The 14,897-nt window shown below is 69.3% G+C and carries 15 protein-coding genes and 1 tRNA gene; 15 read left to right on the top strand and 1 reads right to left on the bottom strand.

The features are described from left to right. Positions 1–26: 26 nt before the first annotated feature. Together AC07NX_RS01155 and AC07NX_RS01150 are read left to right on the top strand one after the other, a co-directional pair. Positions 27–1,145, top strand: a complete 1,119-nt coding sequence (locus AC07NX_RS01155) for a hypothetical protein (RefSeq protein WP_494638361.1) — start codon at positions 27–29, stop codon at positions 1,143–1,145. A 113-nt stretch (positions 1,146–1,258) separates the two neighbouring features. After that, the gene (locus AC07NX_RS01150) at positions 1,259–3,160 is read left to right on the top strand and encodes a M1 family metallopeptidase (RefSeq protein WP_494638360.1); all 1,902 of its coding nucleotides are present in this window, start codon (positions 1,259–1,261) and stop codon (positions 3,158–3,160) included. Between the two features lie 120 nt (positions 3,161–3,280). Here the strand turns inward: AC07NX_RS01150 and AC07NX_RS01145 are convergent, their stop codons facing one another. Continuing rightward, positions 3,281–3,877 carry a DUF805 domain-containing protein gene (locus AC07NX_RS01145; protein WP_494638359.1) on the bottom strand — a complete coding sequence of 199 codons (597 nt, stop codon included), beginning with the start codon at positions 3,875–3,877 and terminating at the stop codon, positions 3,281–3,283. 124 nt (positions 3,878–4,001) lie between these two features. Between AC07NX_RS01145 and AC07NX_RS01140 the strand changes: the two genes are divergently transcribed. The 13 genes from AC07NX_RS01140 to AC07NX_RS01080 all read left to right on the top strand — a co-directional run bounded on the left by AC07NX_RS01140 (position 4,002) and on the right by AC07NX_RS01080 (position 14,851). Beyond that, entirely contained in the window at positions 4,002–5,477 is a 1,476-nt protein-coding gene (locus AC07NX_RS01140; RefSeq protein WP_494638357.1) for an NCS1 family nucleobase:cation symporter-1, read from the top strand. A 123-nt stretch (positions 5,478–5,600) separates the two neighbouring features. Beyond that, positions 5,601–6,563, top strand: coding sequence for a glucokinase (locus AC07NX_RS01135; RefSeq protein WP_494638356.1), 963 nt, complete (start codon positions 5,601–5,603; stop codon positions 6,561–6,563). 712 nt (positions 6,564–7,275) lie between these two features. Further along, positions 7,276–8,562 (top strand): histidinol dehydrogenase, encoded by a 1,287-nt coding sequence (gene hisD / locus AC07NX_RS01130; RefSeq protein ID WP_494638355.1) that lies wholly within the window; start codon positions 7,276–7,278, stop codon positions 8,560–8,562. Positions 8,563–8,580: 18 nt separating this feature from the next. Then, positions 8,581–9,060, top strand: coding sequence for a UPF0262 family protein (locus AC07NX_RS01125; protein WP_494638353.1), 480 nt, complete (start codon positions 8,581–8,583; stop codon positions 9,058–9,060). Positions 9,061–9,064: 4 nt separating this feature from the next. Next, on the top strand, positions 9,065–9,520 hold the full coding sequence (locus tag AC07NX_RS01120) for an arsenate reductase/protein-tyrosine-phosphatase family protein (protein ID WP_494638351.1): 456 nt from the start codon (positions 9,065–9,067) through the stop codon (positions 9,518–9,520). Between the two features lie 96 nt (positions 9,521–9,616). Further along, positions 9,617–9,835 (top strand): translation initiation factor IF-1, encoded by a 219-nt coding sequence (gene infA / locus AC07NX_RS01115; RefSeq protein WP_004617696.1) that lies wholly within the window; start codon positions 9,617–9,619, stop codon positions 9,833–9,835. 8 nt (positions 9,836–9,843) lie between these two features. Next, a complete protein-coding gene (locus AC07NX_RS01110; protein WP_494638349.1) occupies positions 9,844–10,428 on the top strand; it encodes a Maf family protein in 585 nt (194 codons plus the stop codon). Beyond that, positions 10,425–11,465 (top strand): ribonuclease E/G, encoded by a 1,041-nt coding sequence (locus tag AC07NX_RS01105; protein WP_494638348.1) that lies wholly within the window; start codon positions 10,425–10,427, stop codon positions 11,463–11,465. The genes AC07NX_RS01110 and AC07NX_RS01105 overlap by 4 nt, the downstream gene beginning before the upstream one ends. Further along, a complete protein-coding gene (locus AC07NX_RS01100; protein ID WP_035071219.1) occupies positions 11,462–11,632 on the top strand; it encodes a DNA gyrase inhibitor YacG in 171 nt (56 codons plus the stop codon). The genes AC07NX_RS01105 and AC07NX_RS01100 overlap by 4 nt, the downstream gene beginning before the upstream one ends. Positions 11,633–11,743: 111 nt before the next feature. After that, positions 11,744–11,819: transfer RNA gene (locus tag AC07NX_RS01095), tRNA-Phe, on the top strand. 936 nt (positions 11,820–12,755) lie between these two features. Continuing rightward, entirely contained in the window at positions 12,756–13,664 is a 909-nt protein-coding gene (locus tag AC07NX_RS01090; protein WP_494638346.1) for a MotA/TolQ/ExbB proton channel family protein, read from the top strand. A 5-nt stretch (positions 13,665–13,669) separates the two neighbouring features. Further along, complete coding sequence (locus AC07NX_RS01085) at positions 13,670–14,104, top strand: biopolymer transporter ExbD (RefSeq protein ID WP_494638345.1); 435 nt, start codon at positions 13,670–13,672, stop codon at positions 14,102–14,104. A 9-nt stretch (positions 14,105–14,113) separates the two neighbouring features. Next, positions 14,114–14,851, top strand: coding sequence for an energy transducer TonB family protein (locus AC07NX_RS01080; RefSeq protein ID WP_494638343.1), 738 nt, complete (start codon positions 14,114–14,116; stop codon positions 14,849–14,851). Positions 14,852–14,897 lie beyond the last annotated feature (46 nt).

The raw sequence follows: 14,897 nt of genomic DNA, 5'->3' as shown, positions 1-14,897 counted from the left end.
TCGCGGCGGATCCAGTCGAGGGCGTCATGGTCGGCAGTGTTACGAACGGCTACGCGGCGAATCCCTATCTGACCACCAGCGCGGCCCCGACGGCCGCCGCGACGGCCGCGACCTCGGGCGACGTTTCCGCCGCCGCCAAGACCAACGGCTCCAGCGTCAACGTCACCCTGTCGGCCCAGGCTCAGGCCGCGCTGGCCGCCCAGACCGACAGCCGCACCACCGACCAGGTCGTGGCCGCCGCCCGCTCGGCGCTGGACAAGCTGCTGGCCGGCGCCAAGGCGACCAGCGCGCTCAAGGACGGCAAGGCGACGATCGACGTCTCGGGCCTGGACCGCCGCAGCCTCTACGCCATCGCCAGCAACAAGGGCGGCAAGTTCCCGATCGAGGAGCAGGTGGTCGCCTCGCTGCAGATGAAGGCCAATCGTGACGCGGCCCTGTCCGCCTCGGCCTCGGCCATGCGGGTGACCGGCGACTATGCCGGGCTCTACAAGGCGGCCCTGGCCGACCTCGAGGCCGCGGGCCCCGAGGAGAAGGCCATGGGCCAGTGGGCCAAGGACAAGGCCGCCCTGACCGAGGGCCTCAAGCAGGCGACCGCCAAGCCCGGCGTCGCGCCCACCGGTATCGACGGCGACCCCGTGGCGGCCTATCTCAAGGACGTCGGCGGCGTGGTCGCCAACCCCCGCACCCGCGACATCGGCAAGGTCGCCTCCGACGTCCGCTCGGTGCTCGACCGGCAGTACGCGGCGGCGACCGGCGAGGGCATGGCCACCTCGCGCGACGAGGGCAAGATCGACTTTTCCAAGTTCGACGACCGCTCCCTGGCCGCGGTGGCCCTGAACAAGGGCGACCAGTTCTCCGAGCACGAGGTCGCCCAGGCCGCCGCCGAGGTGAAGGCCCGCAACCGCGACAGTGTCTCCAGCGCCTACAAGAGCACGCAGGGCTCCGACGCCTCGGCCTTCGGCAAGAGTCTGATCACCCAGTACGCGGCCATGAGCGACGAGGAGCGCCAGGCGGCCGGCTGGACCCCGGCGCTCTACGACAAGATGGTCCAGATGCAGAACCTCTCGGACAAGCTGGCCTCGTTGTTCAACAGCGACGGCGGCGTCAACACCGGCGGGACCAGCCTGCTGGACTATCTGAGCTGAGGCTGAGCCGCCTTGCGTCTCGGCGTGAGGGGACGGGCGATTGCGGCTGCGCCCCAAAAGGCTCTGGGCTAAGACGGATCCAACGCCTTCGCGAACACGGAACCCCGCTTTCCATGCCCTCGTTCAAGTCCACCGCCCGCGCCGTTCTGCTGGCGCTCCTGCTCTGCGGAGCCGCGACGCCCGTCCTGGCCCAGGCCCAGCCGCCGCTCCCCGCGATCCTGGCCACGCCCGAGGCCCGCGACATCCACTCCTACGCCCAGCCCCTGGCGGCGCGGGTCACCCACGTCGACCTCGACCTGACCGCCGATTTCAAGGCCCAGCAGATGAAGGGGACCGCCGCCCTCGACATCGCCGCCGCGCCGGACGCCAAGACGGTGGTGCTGGACAGCAAGGGCCTGGTGATCCACGGCGTCACCGACGACAAGGGCGCGGCCCTGCCGTGGACCCTGGGCAAGGCCGACCCGATCCTGGGCGCGCCGCTGACCGTCACGCTGAACGGCGCCCGCCGCATCGTCGTCCGCTATGACAGCGCCCCCGGCGGCGCGGCCCTGCAATGGCTGACCCCGGCCCAGACGGCGGGCAAGGCCAAGCCCTACCTGTTCAGCCAGGGCGAGGCGATCCTCAACCGCACCTGGATCCCCACCCAGGACAGCCCGGGGATCCGCCAGACCTGGACCGCCCGCATCGTCGCCCCCGAGGGCCTCAAGGCGGTGATGAGCGCCGAGATGCTGACCCCGGACGGCGAACCCGTCGCCGGCGGCCGCGCCTACCGGTTCCGGATGGACAAGCCGGTCGCCTCCTACCTGATCGCCATCGCCATCGGCGACATCGCCTTCCAGCCCCTGGGCAAGCGCACCGGCGTCTATACCGAGCCGTCGGTGATGAAGAAGACCGCCAACGAGCTGGTCGACGTCGAGAAGATGGTCGAGGCCGCCGAGAGCCTCTACGGGCCCTACGCCTGGGGCCGCTACGACCTGCTGGTCCTGCCGCCGTCGTTCCCATTCGGCGGCATGGAGAACCCGCGCCTGACCTTCGCCACCCCGACCATCATCGCCGGCGACCGCTCGCTGGTCAGCCTGGTGGCCCACGAGCTGGCCCACTCGTGGTCGGGCAATCTGGTCAACAACGCCACCTGGTCGGACTTCTGGCTGAACGAGGGCTTCACGGTCTATTTCGAGAACCGGATCATGGAGACGCTCTACGGCAAGCCGCGCGCCGACATGCTGGCCGACCTGGGCTGGAGCGACCTGCAGGCGGCGATCAAGGACGCCGGCGGCCCCACGGGCGCCGACACCCGGCTGCACCTGGACCTGTCCGGCCGCGACCCCGACGACGGTATGACCGACATTGCCTACGAGAAGGGCGCGACCTTCCTGCGCACCATCGAGAAGGCCGTCGGCCGCGCGCGCTGGGACGCCTACCTGAAGGCCTATTTTGCCCGCCACGCCTTCCAGTCGCAGACCACGGCCGGCTTCGTCGCCGACCTGCGGGCCAACCTGATCAAGGGCGATCCCCAGCTGGAGGCGCAGATCGGGATCGACAGGTGGGTCTACGGCGTCGGCCTGCCGGACAACGCCGTGCACGTGAAGTCGGCGGCCTTCCCGGCGGTCGACGCCCTGGCCGCCGCCTACGCCAAGGGCGGCCCGGCCCCCGCCGCCAGGTGGAAGGCCTGGAGCACGCCCGAGCGCACCCGCTTCATCGCCAGCCTGCCGCGCGCGCTGTCCAGGGAACGCCTGGCCGCCCTGGACAAGGCGTTCGGCCTGTCGGCCCAGGGCAACAGCGAGATCCGCTTCGCCTGGCTGGAGCTGGCCGTGGCCAACCGCTACGACCCGGCCGCGCCGTCGCTGGAGGCCTTCCTGACCGACCAGGGCCGCCGCAAGTTCGTCGCCCCGCTGTTCAAGGACCTGATGGCCCAGGGTGACTGGGGCCAGCCGATCGCCAGGCGCCTCTACGCCAGGACCCGGCCGCTCTATCACGCGGTCACGCGGCAGACGGTGGACGGGATCGTGAAGTAGGGGCGGACGCCGGCGTTCGGCGGGCCCGTCTGGGCGGGATGAAGCCGCCATTCCAGAAGGTTGTTATCCCTGACAGCCTCTGCGAGGCTTCCGGGATGACAACGTGATGGGCGGAGCCGTTCAGGATGCGGGCCCGAAGCGATTCTCCTTCGGCTCGCTCGCGCCGGCCAGCAGGAAGATCAGCAGGCCCAGCGAGGCGAGATAGAGCATGTTGTTGGCGAACAGCAGGCCGAACAGCGTCATGGCGTCCGGCGACATCTCGCCCGTCAGCGCGCGTTTGAAGACGTTCGGAAAAGCGGTCAGGCCGACGATCAGGAAGAGCAGGGGTGGCAGGCCCCACCAGCCCCGACGGCCCCGGTCGTGCAGCCGCCGCGTCACGGCCGCCGCCAGCAGCAGAACGGCCAGCGCGCATCCGGCCTGCATCACCGTGAAGAAGGGCGTCATGTCGGGAAACAGCTCGGGATGGTTCCCGTGGATCTCGATCGAATAGGCGCCCGGCCCTTGAGTGACCGTCGCCTGGTCCGGATGCTCGGCGGCGAAGCGCTGCATGGCGCCGAACGTCGTGCTCATCGTCGCCGACATCGCCACGCCCGCCGCCACGAGCAGCAGAGCCGCCACCACGCCCGCATAGGGCCAGAAGCGCCGCGCCGGGTCGCGGCCGGAAAAGCGCGCCAGGCCGGTGAAGCCGTTGCTGACGGCGTCGACAAAAGCGTTCATGAAGCCCCCTTGATCAGACCTAGAATAAGACGATTCAGACGCTGAAACCCAGGGGCGGACTTTCCCCGTGACGCCCACCGCGCCCTGACCCATGCTCCGCCCACGACGCGATCGCGGGGGCGACATGGATCACGACCAAGCCGGAAACACGCTCTGGAACCCGGACCTGGCGCCGACCACGCCGGCCCAGCGCATCTGGCGCTGGTGGCACTTCGCGGCCCTGTGGCTGGGCATGGTCATCGCCGTGCCGGGCTACATGCTGGCCGGCGGGCTGATCGACCAGGGCCTGTCGGCCGGCCAGGCGGTGTGGGCCGTGCTGCTGGGCAACCTGATCGTCCTGGTCCCGATGCTGCTGATCGGCCACGCCGGGGCGCGCTGGGGCGTGCCCTATGCGGTGCTGGCCCGGGCCGCGTTCGGCTGGCGCGGGGCCCGGCTCCCGGCCCTGGCCCGGGCGATCGTCGCCTGCGGCTGGTACGGCATCCAGACCTGGATCGGCGGCGGGGCGCTGCTGACCCTGCTGGGCGTGATGGTCGGCCGGAGCCTGGTCGGGCCGATGGTCCCGGGGCTGGGGATCGGCCTCGGCCAGCTGCTGGCCTTCGCCGCCTTCTGGGCGATGCAACTGCTGTTCGTCACCAAGGGCCTGGAGACCGTGCGCAAGCTCGAGACCTGGACCGCCCCGGTCAAGGTCCTGGTCTGCGGCCTGCTGGTCTGGTGGGCGCTCTCCAAGGCCGGCGGCCTGGGGCCGATCCTGCACGCGCCCAGCGCCTATGACCCCGGCGGCGCCAAGGCCGGCCGGTTCTGGCGCGACTTCGGGCCGATCGTCACCGCCATGAGCGGCTACTGGGGCACCCTGGCCCTGAACATTCCCGACTTCACCCGCTTCGCCCGCAGCCAGAAGGACCAGATCGTCGGCCAGGTCGCCGGCCTGCCGGGCCCGATGGCCCTGATGGCGACCCTGAGCGTGATCACCACCTCGGCGACGGTGCTGATCTTCGGCAAGGCGATCTGGGACCCGGTGGCCCTGGCCGGAAACATCGGCGGCGTCGGCGTGCTGGTCGGCCTGCTGATCATCAGCCTCGACACCGTCTCCTGCAACATCGCCGCCAACCTGGTCGGGCCGGCCTATGACTTCTCGACCCTGTGGCCCAGCCGGATCAGCTATCGGACCGGCGGCTACATCACCGCCGCCCTGGGCGCGCTGATCATGCCGTGGAAGCTGCTGGAGAGCACCCAGGGCTACATCTTCGTCTGGCTGACCGGCTACGGCGCCCTGCTGGGGCCGGTGGCCGGGATCCTGATCGCCGACTACTGGCTGCTGCGCCGCACCCGGCTGGACGTCGGGGCGCTGTACGACCGCGCGGGACGCTATACCTACCTCAAGGGCTGGAACCTGGCGGCCGTGGCGGCCTTCGCCGTCGGCGTCGCCCCCAGCCTGCCGGGCTTCCTGAAGGCGGCCGGCCTGCCGGCGGCGGCGGGGATCGGCGCGCCATGGACGGGGCTCTACGACTACGCCTGGTTCGTGGGCGCGGGGATCGCGGCGGCGGTCTATGCGGCGGCGATGAAGGCCGGCGGCGGCGCGCGGGCGTCGGCGATCGGGTAGGGCGGGCCGTCTCGAGGGGCGCACGCCGGTCCGGCTTCCTCGATCGCCGGTTGCGACGCTTTCGCGCATTGGCCGCTGGTGCGACTTCGGCGACTGTCGCCGCACGTCGAGGAGAGTGACCGTATGACCTTGCCGCGTGACCCGGGGCCGCATGTTCTGCTGGCGGACGTGGACGGCGTCAGCGCCAGGGTCGTGCTGGTCGAGCGCGGGGCCCTGCCGACGGCGATCGAGACGGTGGACTGCACCAGCCAGGACCAGCTGATCGACATCCTGGAGGCCAAGCGCGCCGCGTTCGACGGCGTGGTCCTCGGCGCCGCCATCGCCGCGCCAGGTCCCTGCCTCGACGGCGTTATCCAGCTGACCCATTCGCCCATGCGCCTGGAGGCCGAGGTGATCTCCAGCCGGCTGGGCCTGCATCGCCTGCATCTGGTCAACAACTTCACGGCCCGGGCCCTGGCCGTGCCGCTGCTGGCGCCCGAGGCCATGGAACAGATCGGCGCCGGCGTCCCGCATCGCGACGCGCCCGCCGCCGCCATCGGGCCTTCCGCGGCCGGCCTTGGCATGTCGATCCTCAATCCGGACGGCTTCGTCGGCTGGATGGCCGCCGCCGCCGAGGGCGGGCACGCCGACCTGGCCGCCGCCAACGATCGCGAAGCCGACGTCATTCGCGTGCTGCGCGGCCTGCACGGTCACGTCTCGGCCGAGCATGTCCTGTCGGGCGAAGGCGTGCTCGACGTTGCCCTGGCCGTGTCGACCCTGTCCGGGAAGCCGGAGCGTCCGGCCGACCTGGGCGCCCTGCTGGCCGCGGCCCGGGGCGGCGACGCCCAGGCTCGCGAGGTCTTCGCCCTGGTTTCGGGATGGCTAGGCGCGGTGTCGGGCAACCTGGTCCTGACCGCCGGCGCCCGCAGCGGAGTCTATGTCATCAGCGCCACGGTGCAGTCCTGGGGCGAAATGCTCGACCGCGTGCTGGTCCGCGAACGGTTCGAGGCGAAGGGGCGGATGGCCGCCTATCTCCGCGACGTGCCGTTCTACCTGGTCAACGAGCCGAACTGCGGCCTGCTGGGCCTGACCGCCTTGTTCAACTAGGCCGCCGCGAGGGCCTCGACGGGCCTGTCCCCGTCACATCCGCCGGCAAGCCGCTGATATCGCGGCGCAAAAACTTTATGCCCCTCACCCCTTCGGACCGCCCGTATCCTGGTGTCACCTCGTCGCGGGAAAGGGCGCATGGCCAGCGACCGATGCGGCGGCGGGGGGCGATCGAGCGGGTAGCTCCTTCGGCCGAGGCTCGCATGTGTAGGGGTCTCGTCAAACCTTGCGTCTCTGGTGCCGGTCGGGCCTGTTATACAGATACGACGTGACGTGAGGGCTGGCGGAGCAGCAGGCGAGCTTTGACAGGCTCGCGGTCCGGGACCGGGTGTCGTTGACCTGGCCCGCCCGTCGGAGGCTTCAAGGCGGCGAGGCCCGAACAGGGCTCAGCGCCGCAGGCTTCCGGATAACGATGGCGCGGAGCGATCGGGCTTCGTCGAAACGGTTATTCTTCAAACACTCCGGACGATGTCCGGCGCTCCGCGACCCTTTTCCATAGCCTCACAGCCAAGGCGTGAGAATGAGAAGCTGTGCCTGCGAAAGGCCCCCTCAGTCGGCTTCGCCGACAGCTCCCCCAGAGGGGGAGCAGCTATGCCGCGCGGCGGCGGCCGTTCAGATCCTCCCCCTCTGGGGGAGGTGGCCCGAAGGGCCGGAGGGGGCTCGCCGGCGCATCAGAACTTGCATCCCATCCAAAAACCCGCATCTAGGCCCAATGCGCCGCTTCAACGCCTCCGACCCGTCCTTCGCCGCCGCCTTCAAGGCCTTCCTCGACGAGCGCCGGGGCGCGCCGGAGAATGTCGACGCCGCCGCGCGCAACGTGCTGGACGCCGTGCAGGCCGACGGGCTGCGGGCCGTGCTCAGCTTCACCAGCCGCTTCGACGGCGTGGAGCTGACCGAGGACACGATCCGCGTCACCGCCGAGGAGATCGAGGCCGGCGCCGCCGAATGCTCGGCGCAAGTCCGCGAGGCCATCGCCTTCGCCGCCGCCCGCATCCGCGCCTTCCACACCCGCCAGCGCCCGACCGACCAGAGCTGGACCGACGAGGCCGGCGTGCGGCTGGGCTGGCGCTGGACGCCGCTGGAGGCGGTGGGCGTCTATGTGCCCGGCGGCCGCGCGGCCTATCCCTCGACCGTGCTGATGAACGCCGTGCCCGCCCAGGTGGCCGGCGTCGACCGCATCGCCATGGTCACCCCTCCGGGCAAGCTGGAGCCGGCGGTGCTGGCCGCCGCCAGGGAGGCCGGGGTCACCGAGATCTGGAGGGTCGGTGGGGCCCAGGCCGTGGCGGCGCTCGCGTTCGGCGCGGGCCCGATCCAGCCGGTCGACAAGATCGTCGGCCCCGGCAACGCCTATGTCACCGCCGCCAAGCGCCGCCTCTACGGGGTGGTCGGCATCGACGCCCTGGCCGGCCCGTCCGAGATCGTCGTGGTCGCCGACGCCAACAACGATCCGGCCTGGATCGCCGCCGACCTGCTGAGCCAGGCCGAGCACGACCCGGCCGCCCAGTCGATCCTGATCACCGACGACGAGGATTTCGCCCAAGCGGTGTCGGACGCCGTCGACGCCCTGCTGAAGACCCTGGCCACCGGGGCCGACGCCGCCGAATCGTGGCGCGACCATGGGGCGATCATCCTCTGCCATCTGGACGACAGCCCGCGCCTGGTGGATTTGCTGGCCCCCGAGCACGTCGAGTTCGCCATCGACGACCCCGAGCGCCTGGCCGACCGGGTGCGCCACGCCGGGGCGATCTTCCTGGGCCGCCTGACGCCCGAAGCCATCGGCGACTACGTGGCCGGCTCCAACCACGTGCTGCCCACCAGCCGCGCGGCGCGCTTCCAGTCGGGCCTGTCGATCTACGACTTCCTCAAGCGCACCTCGATCGTGAAATGCGACGCGGCCGCGTTCGGGATCCTGGGGCCGCACACGGTGGCCCTGGCCCAGGCCGAGGGCCTGCCGGCCCATGCCCTGTCGGCGTCGATTCGATTGCCTTCCAAGCCCTAAGAGGCAAGTCTGCCCACGATGTCCGACGCCAAGGCCACCCAGTTCCTGAAATCGGTCCTCATCGACGAGGACAGCCTGGCGGCCGCCTCGCGCGACCAGGAGCAGGAACGGCAGGTGGCGATCTTCGACCTGCTGGACGGCAACTATTTCGAGCCGGTCGAGTCGCCGGGCGGGCCCTATGACCTGAAGCTGTCCCTGGTCGAGAACCGCCTGGCCTTCGACATCGTCGCCCCGAGCGGGCAGGAGCGCCGCCACCTGCTGTCCCTGTCGCCCTTCCGGGGGGTGATCAAGGACTACTTCATGATCTGCGACAGCTACTATTCGGCGATCCGCAATTCCTCGCCCCAGCAGATCGAGGCCTTGGACATGGGCCGGCGCGGCCTGCACAACGAGGGCTCGAACCTGCTGCGCGAGCGGCTGGAGGGCAAGGTCAAGACCGACCTCGACACGGCCCGTCGGCTGTTCACCCTCATCTGCGCGCTGCACTGGCGGGGCTAGCAGGGTGGGGAACCTGCCAGACGCCGTCCTGTTCGCCTGCAACTACAACCGCGTGCGCTCGCCGATGGCCGAGGCGCTGTTCAAGCATTTCTACGGCAACCGGGCCTTCGTCGATTCGTGCGGACTGAAGCCCGACCCCACCGACGAGGGTGTCGACCCGTTCGTCGCCGTGGTCCTGGACGAGATGGGCCTGGACGTCAGCGGCCACCAGCCCAAGAGCTTCGCCCAGTTGGAGGACGACAGCTTCGACGTCGTCATCTCCCTGACCCCCGAGGCCCAGCATCGGGCCGTCGAGCTGGCCCGCGACCGCGCCACCGACATCGAATACTGGCCGACCCACGACCCGACCCTTGCGGACGGCTCGCGAGAGGCCATGTTGGCGGCCTACCGCGAGGTGCGTGACGCCTTGGCCACGGCGATACGACAACGTTTCGGCGCGCCATCGACGTTCGGGGGGTGAATGCGCTATACACCCCGCCTCGCAGCCGCGATCCGCTCCTCGACTCAATCGTCGAGGAGTCTTACCGGCATGGCGTCACCCGTTTTGAGAGGCCTGATGGCTAAGGAAGAACTGCTCGAGTTTCCCGGTACGGTCAGCGAATTGCTGCCCAACGCGACCTTCCGCGTGAAGCTGGAGAACGATCACGAGATCATCGCCCACACCGCCGGCAAGATGCGCAAGAACCGCATTCGCGTGCTGGCCGGCGACAAGGTGCTCGTGGAAATGACGCCCTACGACCTGACCAAGGGCCGCATCACCTACCGCTTCAAGTAGGGCTGGCGATGGTCGTCCAGCGGACGCCGCTGGTCCTGGCCAGCGCGAGCCCCCGGCGCCTGGACCTGCTGGCGCAGGTCGGCGTCGCCCCGGATCGGGTCGATCCCGCCGACATCGATGAAACGCCGCTGCGCGACGAGACTCCGCGACGCCACGCCCTGCGCCTGGCGATAGAGAAGGCGAGGGCGGTCGCGCCGCGTTCGCCCGGCGCCATCGTCCTGGCCGCCGACACCGTGGTCGCCGTCGGTCGCCGCATCCTGCCCAAGGCCGAGACGCCGGAGCAGGCGGCCCATTGCCTCGGGCTACTGTCGGGGCGCAACCACAAGGTCCTGACCGGCGTCGCCGCCATCGCCCCCGACGGTCGCGAGGCCTCGCGGCTGGTCGAGACCCGCGTGCAGTTCAAGCATCTGTCCGACGCCGAGCAGGCCGACTACCTGGCCGGCGGCGAATGGAACGGCAAGGCGGGCGGCTACGGCGTCCAGGGCGTGGCCGGCGGCTTCATCATCGACCTGCACGGCTCCTATACCAGCGTGGTCGGCCTGCCGCTGTACGAGACGCTGAACCTGCTGACCGGCCTGGGCTATCGAAAATGAGCGAACGGCGGGCCTACCTCTACAAGGGAATCGGCGAGACTGTCGGGGTCGTCACCCTGGACGGCCGCCCCGAGCGCCTGGTCGCCCAATGGGACGGGGACGACCCGCTGGACGCCGAAGGCGTCCGAGGCGTCGCGCGGGTCAGGAAGATAGAACGCGCCTTCAACTCGGCTTTCGTCGCCCTGCCGGGCGGGGCCGACCTGCTGCTGGCCCTCAAGCCCGACATGCCCAAGCTGGTCGAGGGCCAGGTGGTCGAGGTCGAGATTCGCAGCCCCTCGCGCCGCGACAAGTCGGCCGTGGCCCGCTATGTCGGCCCCGCGGAGGGCGAGCCGCGCGTGCTGGCCCACGCCCCGACCATCGACGAGCTGCTGCGCCTCTGGGTCAGGTCCGGTTCGCCGACTCAGGGCTTGGCGGCCCTCGAGGCCGTCGAGGCCGCCGAGGCCGAAGCCCTGGCCACGGTCTTCGCCCTGCCGGGCGGCGGCGACGTCAGCATCGAGGCGACCCGGGCCCTGGTGGCCGTCGACGTCGATCTCGGGGCTCGCGAGGGCGATTCCAAGAAGGCGGCGCGCGCCGCCAACATGGCCGCCTTCGCGACGGCCGCCCGCATCCTGCGCCTGAAGGGTCTGGCCGGCCTGGTGGTCTTCGACCTGGTCGGCCGGGGCCATGACGGTCCCGCCCTGACCACCGCGGCCCGCAACGCCTTCGCCGTCGACAATCCCGGCGTGGGCATCGGTCCGATCAGCAAGTTCGGGGCGCTGGAGATGATCGTGCCCCGCCGGACCCAGCCGATTCTCGACCGGTTGCTGGACGAATCGGGAAGGCTGTCGGCCCGCGCCGGCGCCCTTCGCCTGGTCCGGGCCTTCGAGCGCGAGGGGCGGGCGGATCCCGGCGGCAAGCTGGTCGGGCGCTGCGGTCCCGCGGTCGCCGAGGCCTTCGCCGGGCTCGACAGCGCCCTGGCCGACAGGATCGGCCGCCGCTTCACCCTGGCCGTCGTCGCCGACTGGCCCAACGACCGCCTGGAGGTCTCGTCGTCATGAGCGCCTGTCCGATCTGCAAGAAGCCGACGACCCCCGAGTTCCGGCCCTTCTGCTCCAAGCGCTGCGCCGACATCGACCTGAACCGCTGGCTGTCGGACCGCTACGTGGTGCCAGGAGCCGACGAGGACGAGGAAAATCCGCCGTCCACAGACTTCGGCCGGGAATAGTTCGCGATCGCTTCAAGAGGGACTGGACTTCGTTTTTAGCCTCCCCTATAGACGCGGCTCCCCGCCGTCGGGCGGGCGCCAGGGCGGTTTCGACCGTCTTTTAGGCCCAGGGCCTGGGTAGCTCAGTTGGTAGAGCAGCGGATTGAAAATCCGCGTGTCGGTGGTTCGAATCCGCCCCCAGGCACCACCTCCCTTTCCGCCCCGCCAGTGTTGGATCTCTCGCGGGGCGGGCTCGAAGTCGTCGCGAACCTGAAGCATGACTACCCGCTGGCGCCGCGAACTTGATCACTGGCGTCCGCCTCAGGGCAGATGTGAAATTTTAGCGGCGCCTTTCTCAAGCCGGGCGAAATCGGTCGCCCCCGCTCAATTTTCGTGGACCGCGCCGAAGTTCCCGGAGCCGCTCGCGAGGGATCAGGACGGCCGAGATGAGGCGCTGGCGCGTCGGGATGATCCCAGCCGCTGTCGCGGCGTTCCAGGCCGTCCTGTCCGGAAACGGAGCGCCATCGCCATCGGGGAACGCGCGCTTTTCCGGTTTTTGGGCCCAGAACGACAGGGTTGGGGGTGAAAATCGTCTCCTGGCCAGGCGCCGCGGGCGCGGGCGGGCTGGTGGAGAAAGGTCAGATCTCCGGCGATTGTCTTCCCGGCTAGATTGAACTGTCGCGCGGTACGCGTTTAGATCCGGTGTGCGCGACCGATGTTTTGTAAACATGCTGCGCTGCAACATCGATATTCCCTTTGGCAGGGAAAAACCGCCCTCAAATCCTGATTTCCGATTTGTGCGGTGCGGCAACGGCGGTGGGTGCGTCGAGGGGGCGGCGAATTTATGCCCCGTCGCACCCCTTGACGGTGCGAAAAGGGGTTGCCAAAGGACCCCTGCCGCAATTCTAACATTGCGGTAAGATCGAAGCCTCCTCGGGGGCGGCGATCACACGCGCTTCGAAACGATCCTTCTTGATGGGCATGAGCCCGGCTTGGGGGGCGTAACGGGTCGAGCGCAGCGAAGCGGGTCTGCAAGGCTTTCGAGCGATCGAGCGTCAGGCAGGCTATTCAAGTTAGGGTGGAGACGCTCTCGCGCGACGACCCTCGGTCCAAACGTGCTAGACCAATCAGGAACTGGCGACAGATGCTCGACATTAAACGGAAGACCCCCCTCATCGCTCTCGTCGGCGCCATGGCGTTGATGGCGAGCGCCCCGGCCTTCGCTCAGGATGCTGCGGCTCCTGCGCCGGCCACCACCGAAGCGGCCGCCCCGGCCGGTGACGCCGCCGCCGCTCCGGCCGCCGCCGCTCCCGCCGAAGCCGCCCCGCCTGCCGAAGACGCCGCCGCCGCTGGCGAGAAGAAAGGTCACTCGCTGACCCCGGTCGGCATGTTCCTCGCCGCTGGCGCCGTCGTTAAGGTCGTCATGATCGGCCTGATCCTGGCCTCGGTCTTCTCGTGGGTCCTGCTGATCACCAAGATCTTCGAGTTCGGCGCCCTCAACAAGCAATCGGACAAGTTCCTGGAAGCCTTCCGCGGCGCTCGCTCGATCGCCGACATCGCCCGCATCGGTTCGTCGGAAGAGTTCGAAGGCAACCCGATGGCCGACATGGCCGCCGCGGCCGCCCAGGAAGTCGAACTGTCGCGCCAAGCCGGCCTGGCCGTCGCTGGCGAACATCGCGACTCCACGCTGTCGCGCGCGACCTACGCCATCAACGCGGTGCAAGCCTCGCTGGTGAAGCGTCTGTCGGGCGGCATGGTGTTCCTGGCCTCGGTCGGTTCGGCCGGCCCGTTCATCGGTCTGTTCGGCACCGTCTACGGCATCATGACCTCGTTCATCGGTATCGCGAACACCAACACCACCAACCTCGCCGTCGTGGCCCCCGGCATCGCCGAAGCCCTGCTGGCCACCGGTATTGGTCTGTTCGCCGCTATCCCGGCGGTTATCTTCTACAACTACTTCCAGACCCGCATCTCGGGTTACGGCACCCGCTCGGAAGGTTTCGTTGCTGAACTGATGAACGCCATCTCGCGCCAGCTCGACAAAGGGGCGTAAGACCGATGGCCGCCAAACTCTCAGGCGGTGGGGGCGACAGGTTTAACGTCGAACAGAACAGCGAGATCAACGTCACGCCCTTCGTGGACGTCATGCTGGTTCTCCTGATCATCTTCATGGTGGCGGCTCCGCTCGCCTCCGTGTCGGTCGAAGTAAACCTGCCGCCGGCGGTCGCCAAACCGACGCCGCCTCCGCCAAAGCCGGTCTACATTTCCATCAAGGCGGATGGTTCGGTCTTCATTGGCGACTTTGAGACCACCATTGACTCGATGGGGGCTGACCTCGCCAAGAACATCGGCAGACGCGATCCGACCAAGGAGCGCATCTACATCCGCGCCGACGAAAAGACGCGCTACGGGGCTTTCATGGAAGTGATGAACACTCTCCAGGATAACGGCTTCTACAGCGTGGCGCTCATCGGCAAGGATCAGAACAGCTAGGGGTGATGCATGGCTGAACAACAAGCGCCTGAGCATCGCCACTACGACCCGCTCACTTCGGAAGGCCCGCGACGCAAAAAGGGTCTCGGAGCCTTCGGTATCGCGACGATCGTCGTTGTCGGCGTTCACGGCCTTCTCTTCGCTTACCTGGCGAAGCAAAAGTTCGAAGCGGTGATGAAGGAGTATCACGACGACGCCGTGGACGTGGAGCTGCCTCCGCCGCCCCCGCCGCCGCCGCCGCCTCCTCCGCCCCCGCCGCCGCCGCCGACCAACGCTCCGCCCCCGCCTCCCGCGGTGGTGCAGCCGAGGCCGCCGATCGCGCCGCCGCCGGACGTGACTCCGCCGCCGCCGCTGCCGATCCCGCCCGTCAAGGAACGGGTCGAGCAAACGGCTCCGCCGGTGATCTCGAACGTGCCGCCGGTTCCTTCGAACCCGCCGGCTCGGGCTTCGGTGATCACCAAGCCGGACTGGGCCCGCAAGCCCACCGGCGAGGACATGGCTCGTTACTACCCCGACCGCGCCCAGCGGATGGAAGTGGGCGGCCGCGCGACCCTGTCGTGCACCGTCACCGCCAAGGGGTCGCTGGAAGGCTGCTCGGTCGTGTCGGAAAATCCGGCGGACTACGGCTTCGGCGATGCGGCCATGAAGCTGTCGAGACTGTTCCGCATGAAGCCGAAGACGCTTGACGGCGCTCCGGTCGACGGTGGTCAGATCACGATCCCGATCGTCTTCACGGTCCCTCGCTAGGACTCGGACGGTCGACCCGGAAACGGAACGCCCCGGAGCTTCAAGG

The sequence above is a fragment of the Caulobacter sp. GW821-FHT09A05 genome, assembly GCF_059418465.1.
This window is presented reverse-complemented; position numbering and strand designations above follow the sequence as displayed.

What these genes read in the sequence shown, in the direction of transcription:
- AC07NX_RS01155 (WP_494638361.1), top strand. Translation starts at nt 27, where the DNA reads ATGGTCGGCAGTGTTACGAACGGCTACGCGGCGAATCCCTATCTGACC.
- AC07NX_RS01090 (WP_494638346.1), top strand. Translation starts at nt 12,756, where the DNA reads ATGCTCGACATTAAACGGAAGACCCCCCTCATCGCTCTCGTCGGCGCC.
- AC07NX_RS01110 (WP_494638349.1), top strand. Translation starts at nt 9,844, where the DNA reads ATGGTCGTCCAGCGGACGCCGCTGGTCCTGGCCAGCGCGAGCCCCCGG.
- AC07NX_RS01100 (WP_035071219.1), top strand. Translation starts at nt 11,462, where the DNA reads ATGAGCGCCTGTCCGATCTGCAAGAAGCCGACGACCCCCGAGTTCCGG.
- AC07NX_RS01150 (WP_494638360.1), top strand. Translation starts at nt 1,259, where the DNA reads ATGCCCTCGTTCAAGTCCACCGCCCGCGCCGTTCTGCTGGCGCTCCTG.
- hisD (WP_494638355.1), top strand. Translation starts at nt 7,276, where the DNA reads ATGCGCCGCTTCAACGCCTCCGACCCGTCCTTCGCCGCCGCCTTCAAG.
- AC07NX_RS01125 (WP_494638353.1), top strand. Translation starts at nt 8,581, where the DNA reads ATGTCCGACGCCAAGGCCACCCAGTTCCTGAAATCGGTCCTCATCGAC.
- AC07NX_RS01105 (WP_494638348.1), top strand. Translation starts at nt 10,425, where the DNA reads ATGAGCGAACGGCGGGCCTACCTCTACAAGGGAATCGGCGAGACTGTC.
- AC07NX_RS01140 (WP_494638357.1), top strand. Translation starts at nt 4,002, where the DNA reads ATGGATCACGACCAAGCCGGAAACACGCTCTGGAACCCGGACCTGGCG.
- AC07NX_RS01135 (WP_494638356.1), top strand. Translation starts at nt 5,601, where the DNA reads ATGACCTTGCCGCGTGACCCGGGGCCGCATGTTCTGCTGGCGGACGTG.
- AC07NX_RS01085 (WP_494638345.1), top strand. Translation starts at nt 13,670, where the DNA reads ATGGCCGCCAAACTCTCAGGCGGTGGGGGCGACAGGTTTAACGTCGAA.
- infA (WP_004617696.1), top strand. Translation starts at nt 9,617, where the DNA reads ATGGCTAAGGAAGAACTGCTCGAGTTTCCCGGTACGGTCAGCGAATTG.
- AC07NX_RS01080 (WP_494638343.1), top strand. Translation starts at nt 14,114, where the DNA reads ATGGCTGAACAACAAGCGCCTGAGCATCGCCACTACGACCCGCTCACT.
- AC07NX_RS01145 (WP_494638359.1), bottom strand. Translation starts at nt 3,877, where the DNA reads ATGAACGCTTTTGTCGACGCCGTCAGCAACGGCTTCACCGGCCTGGCG.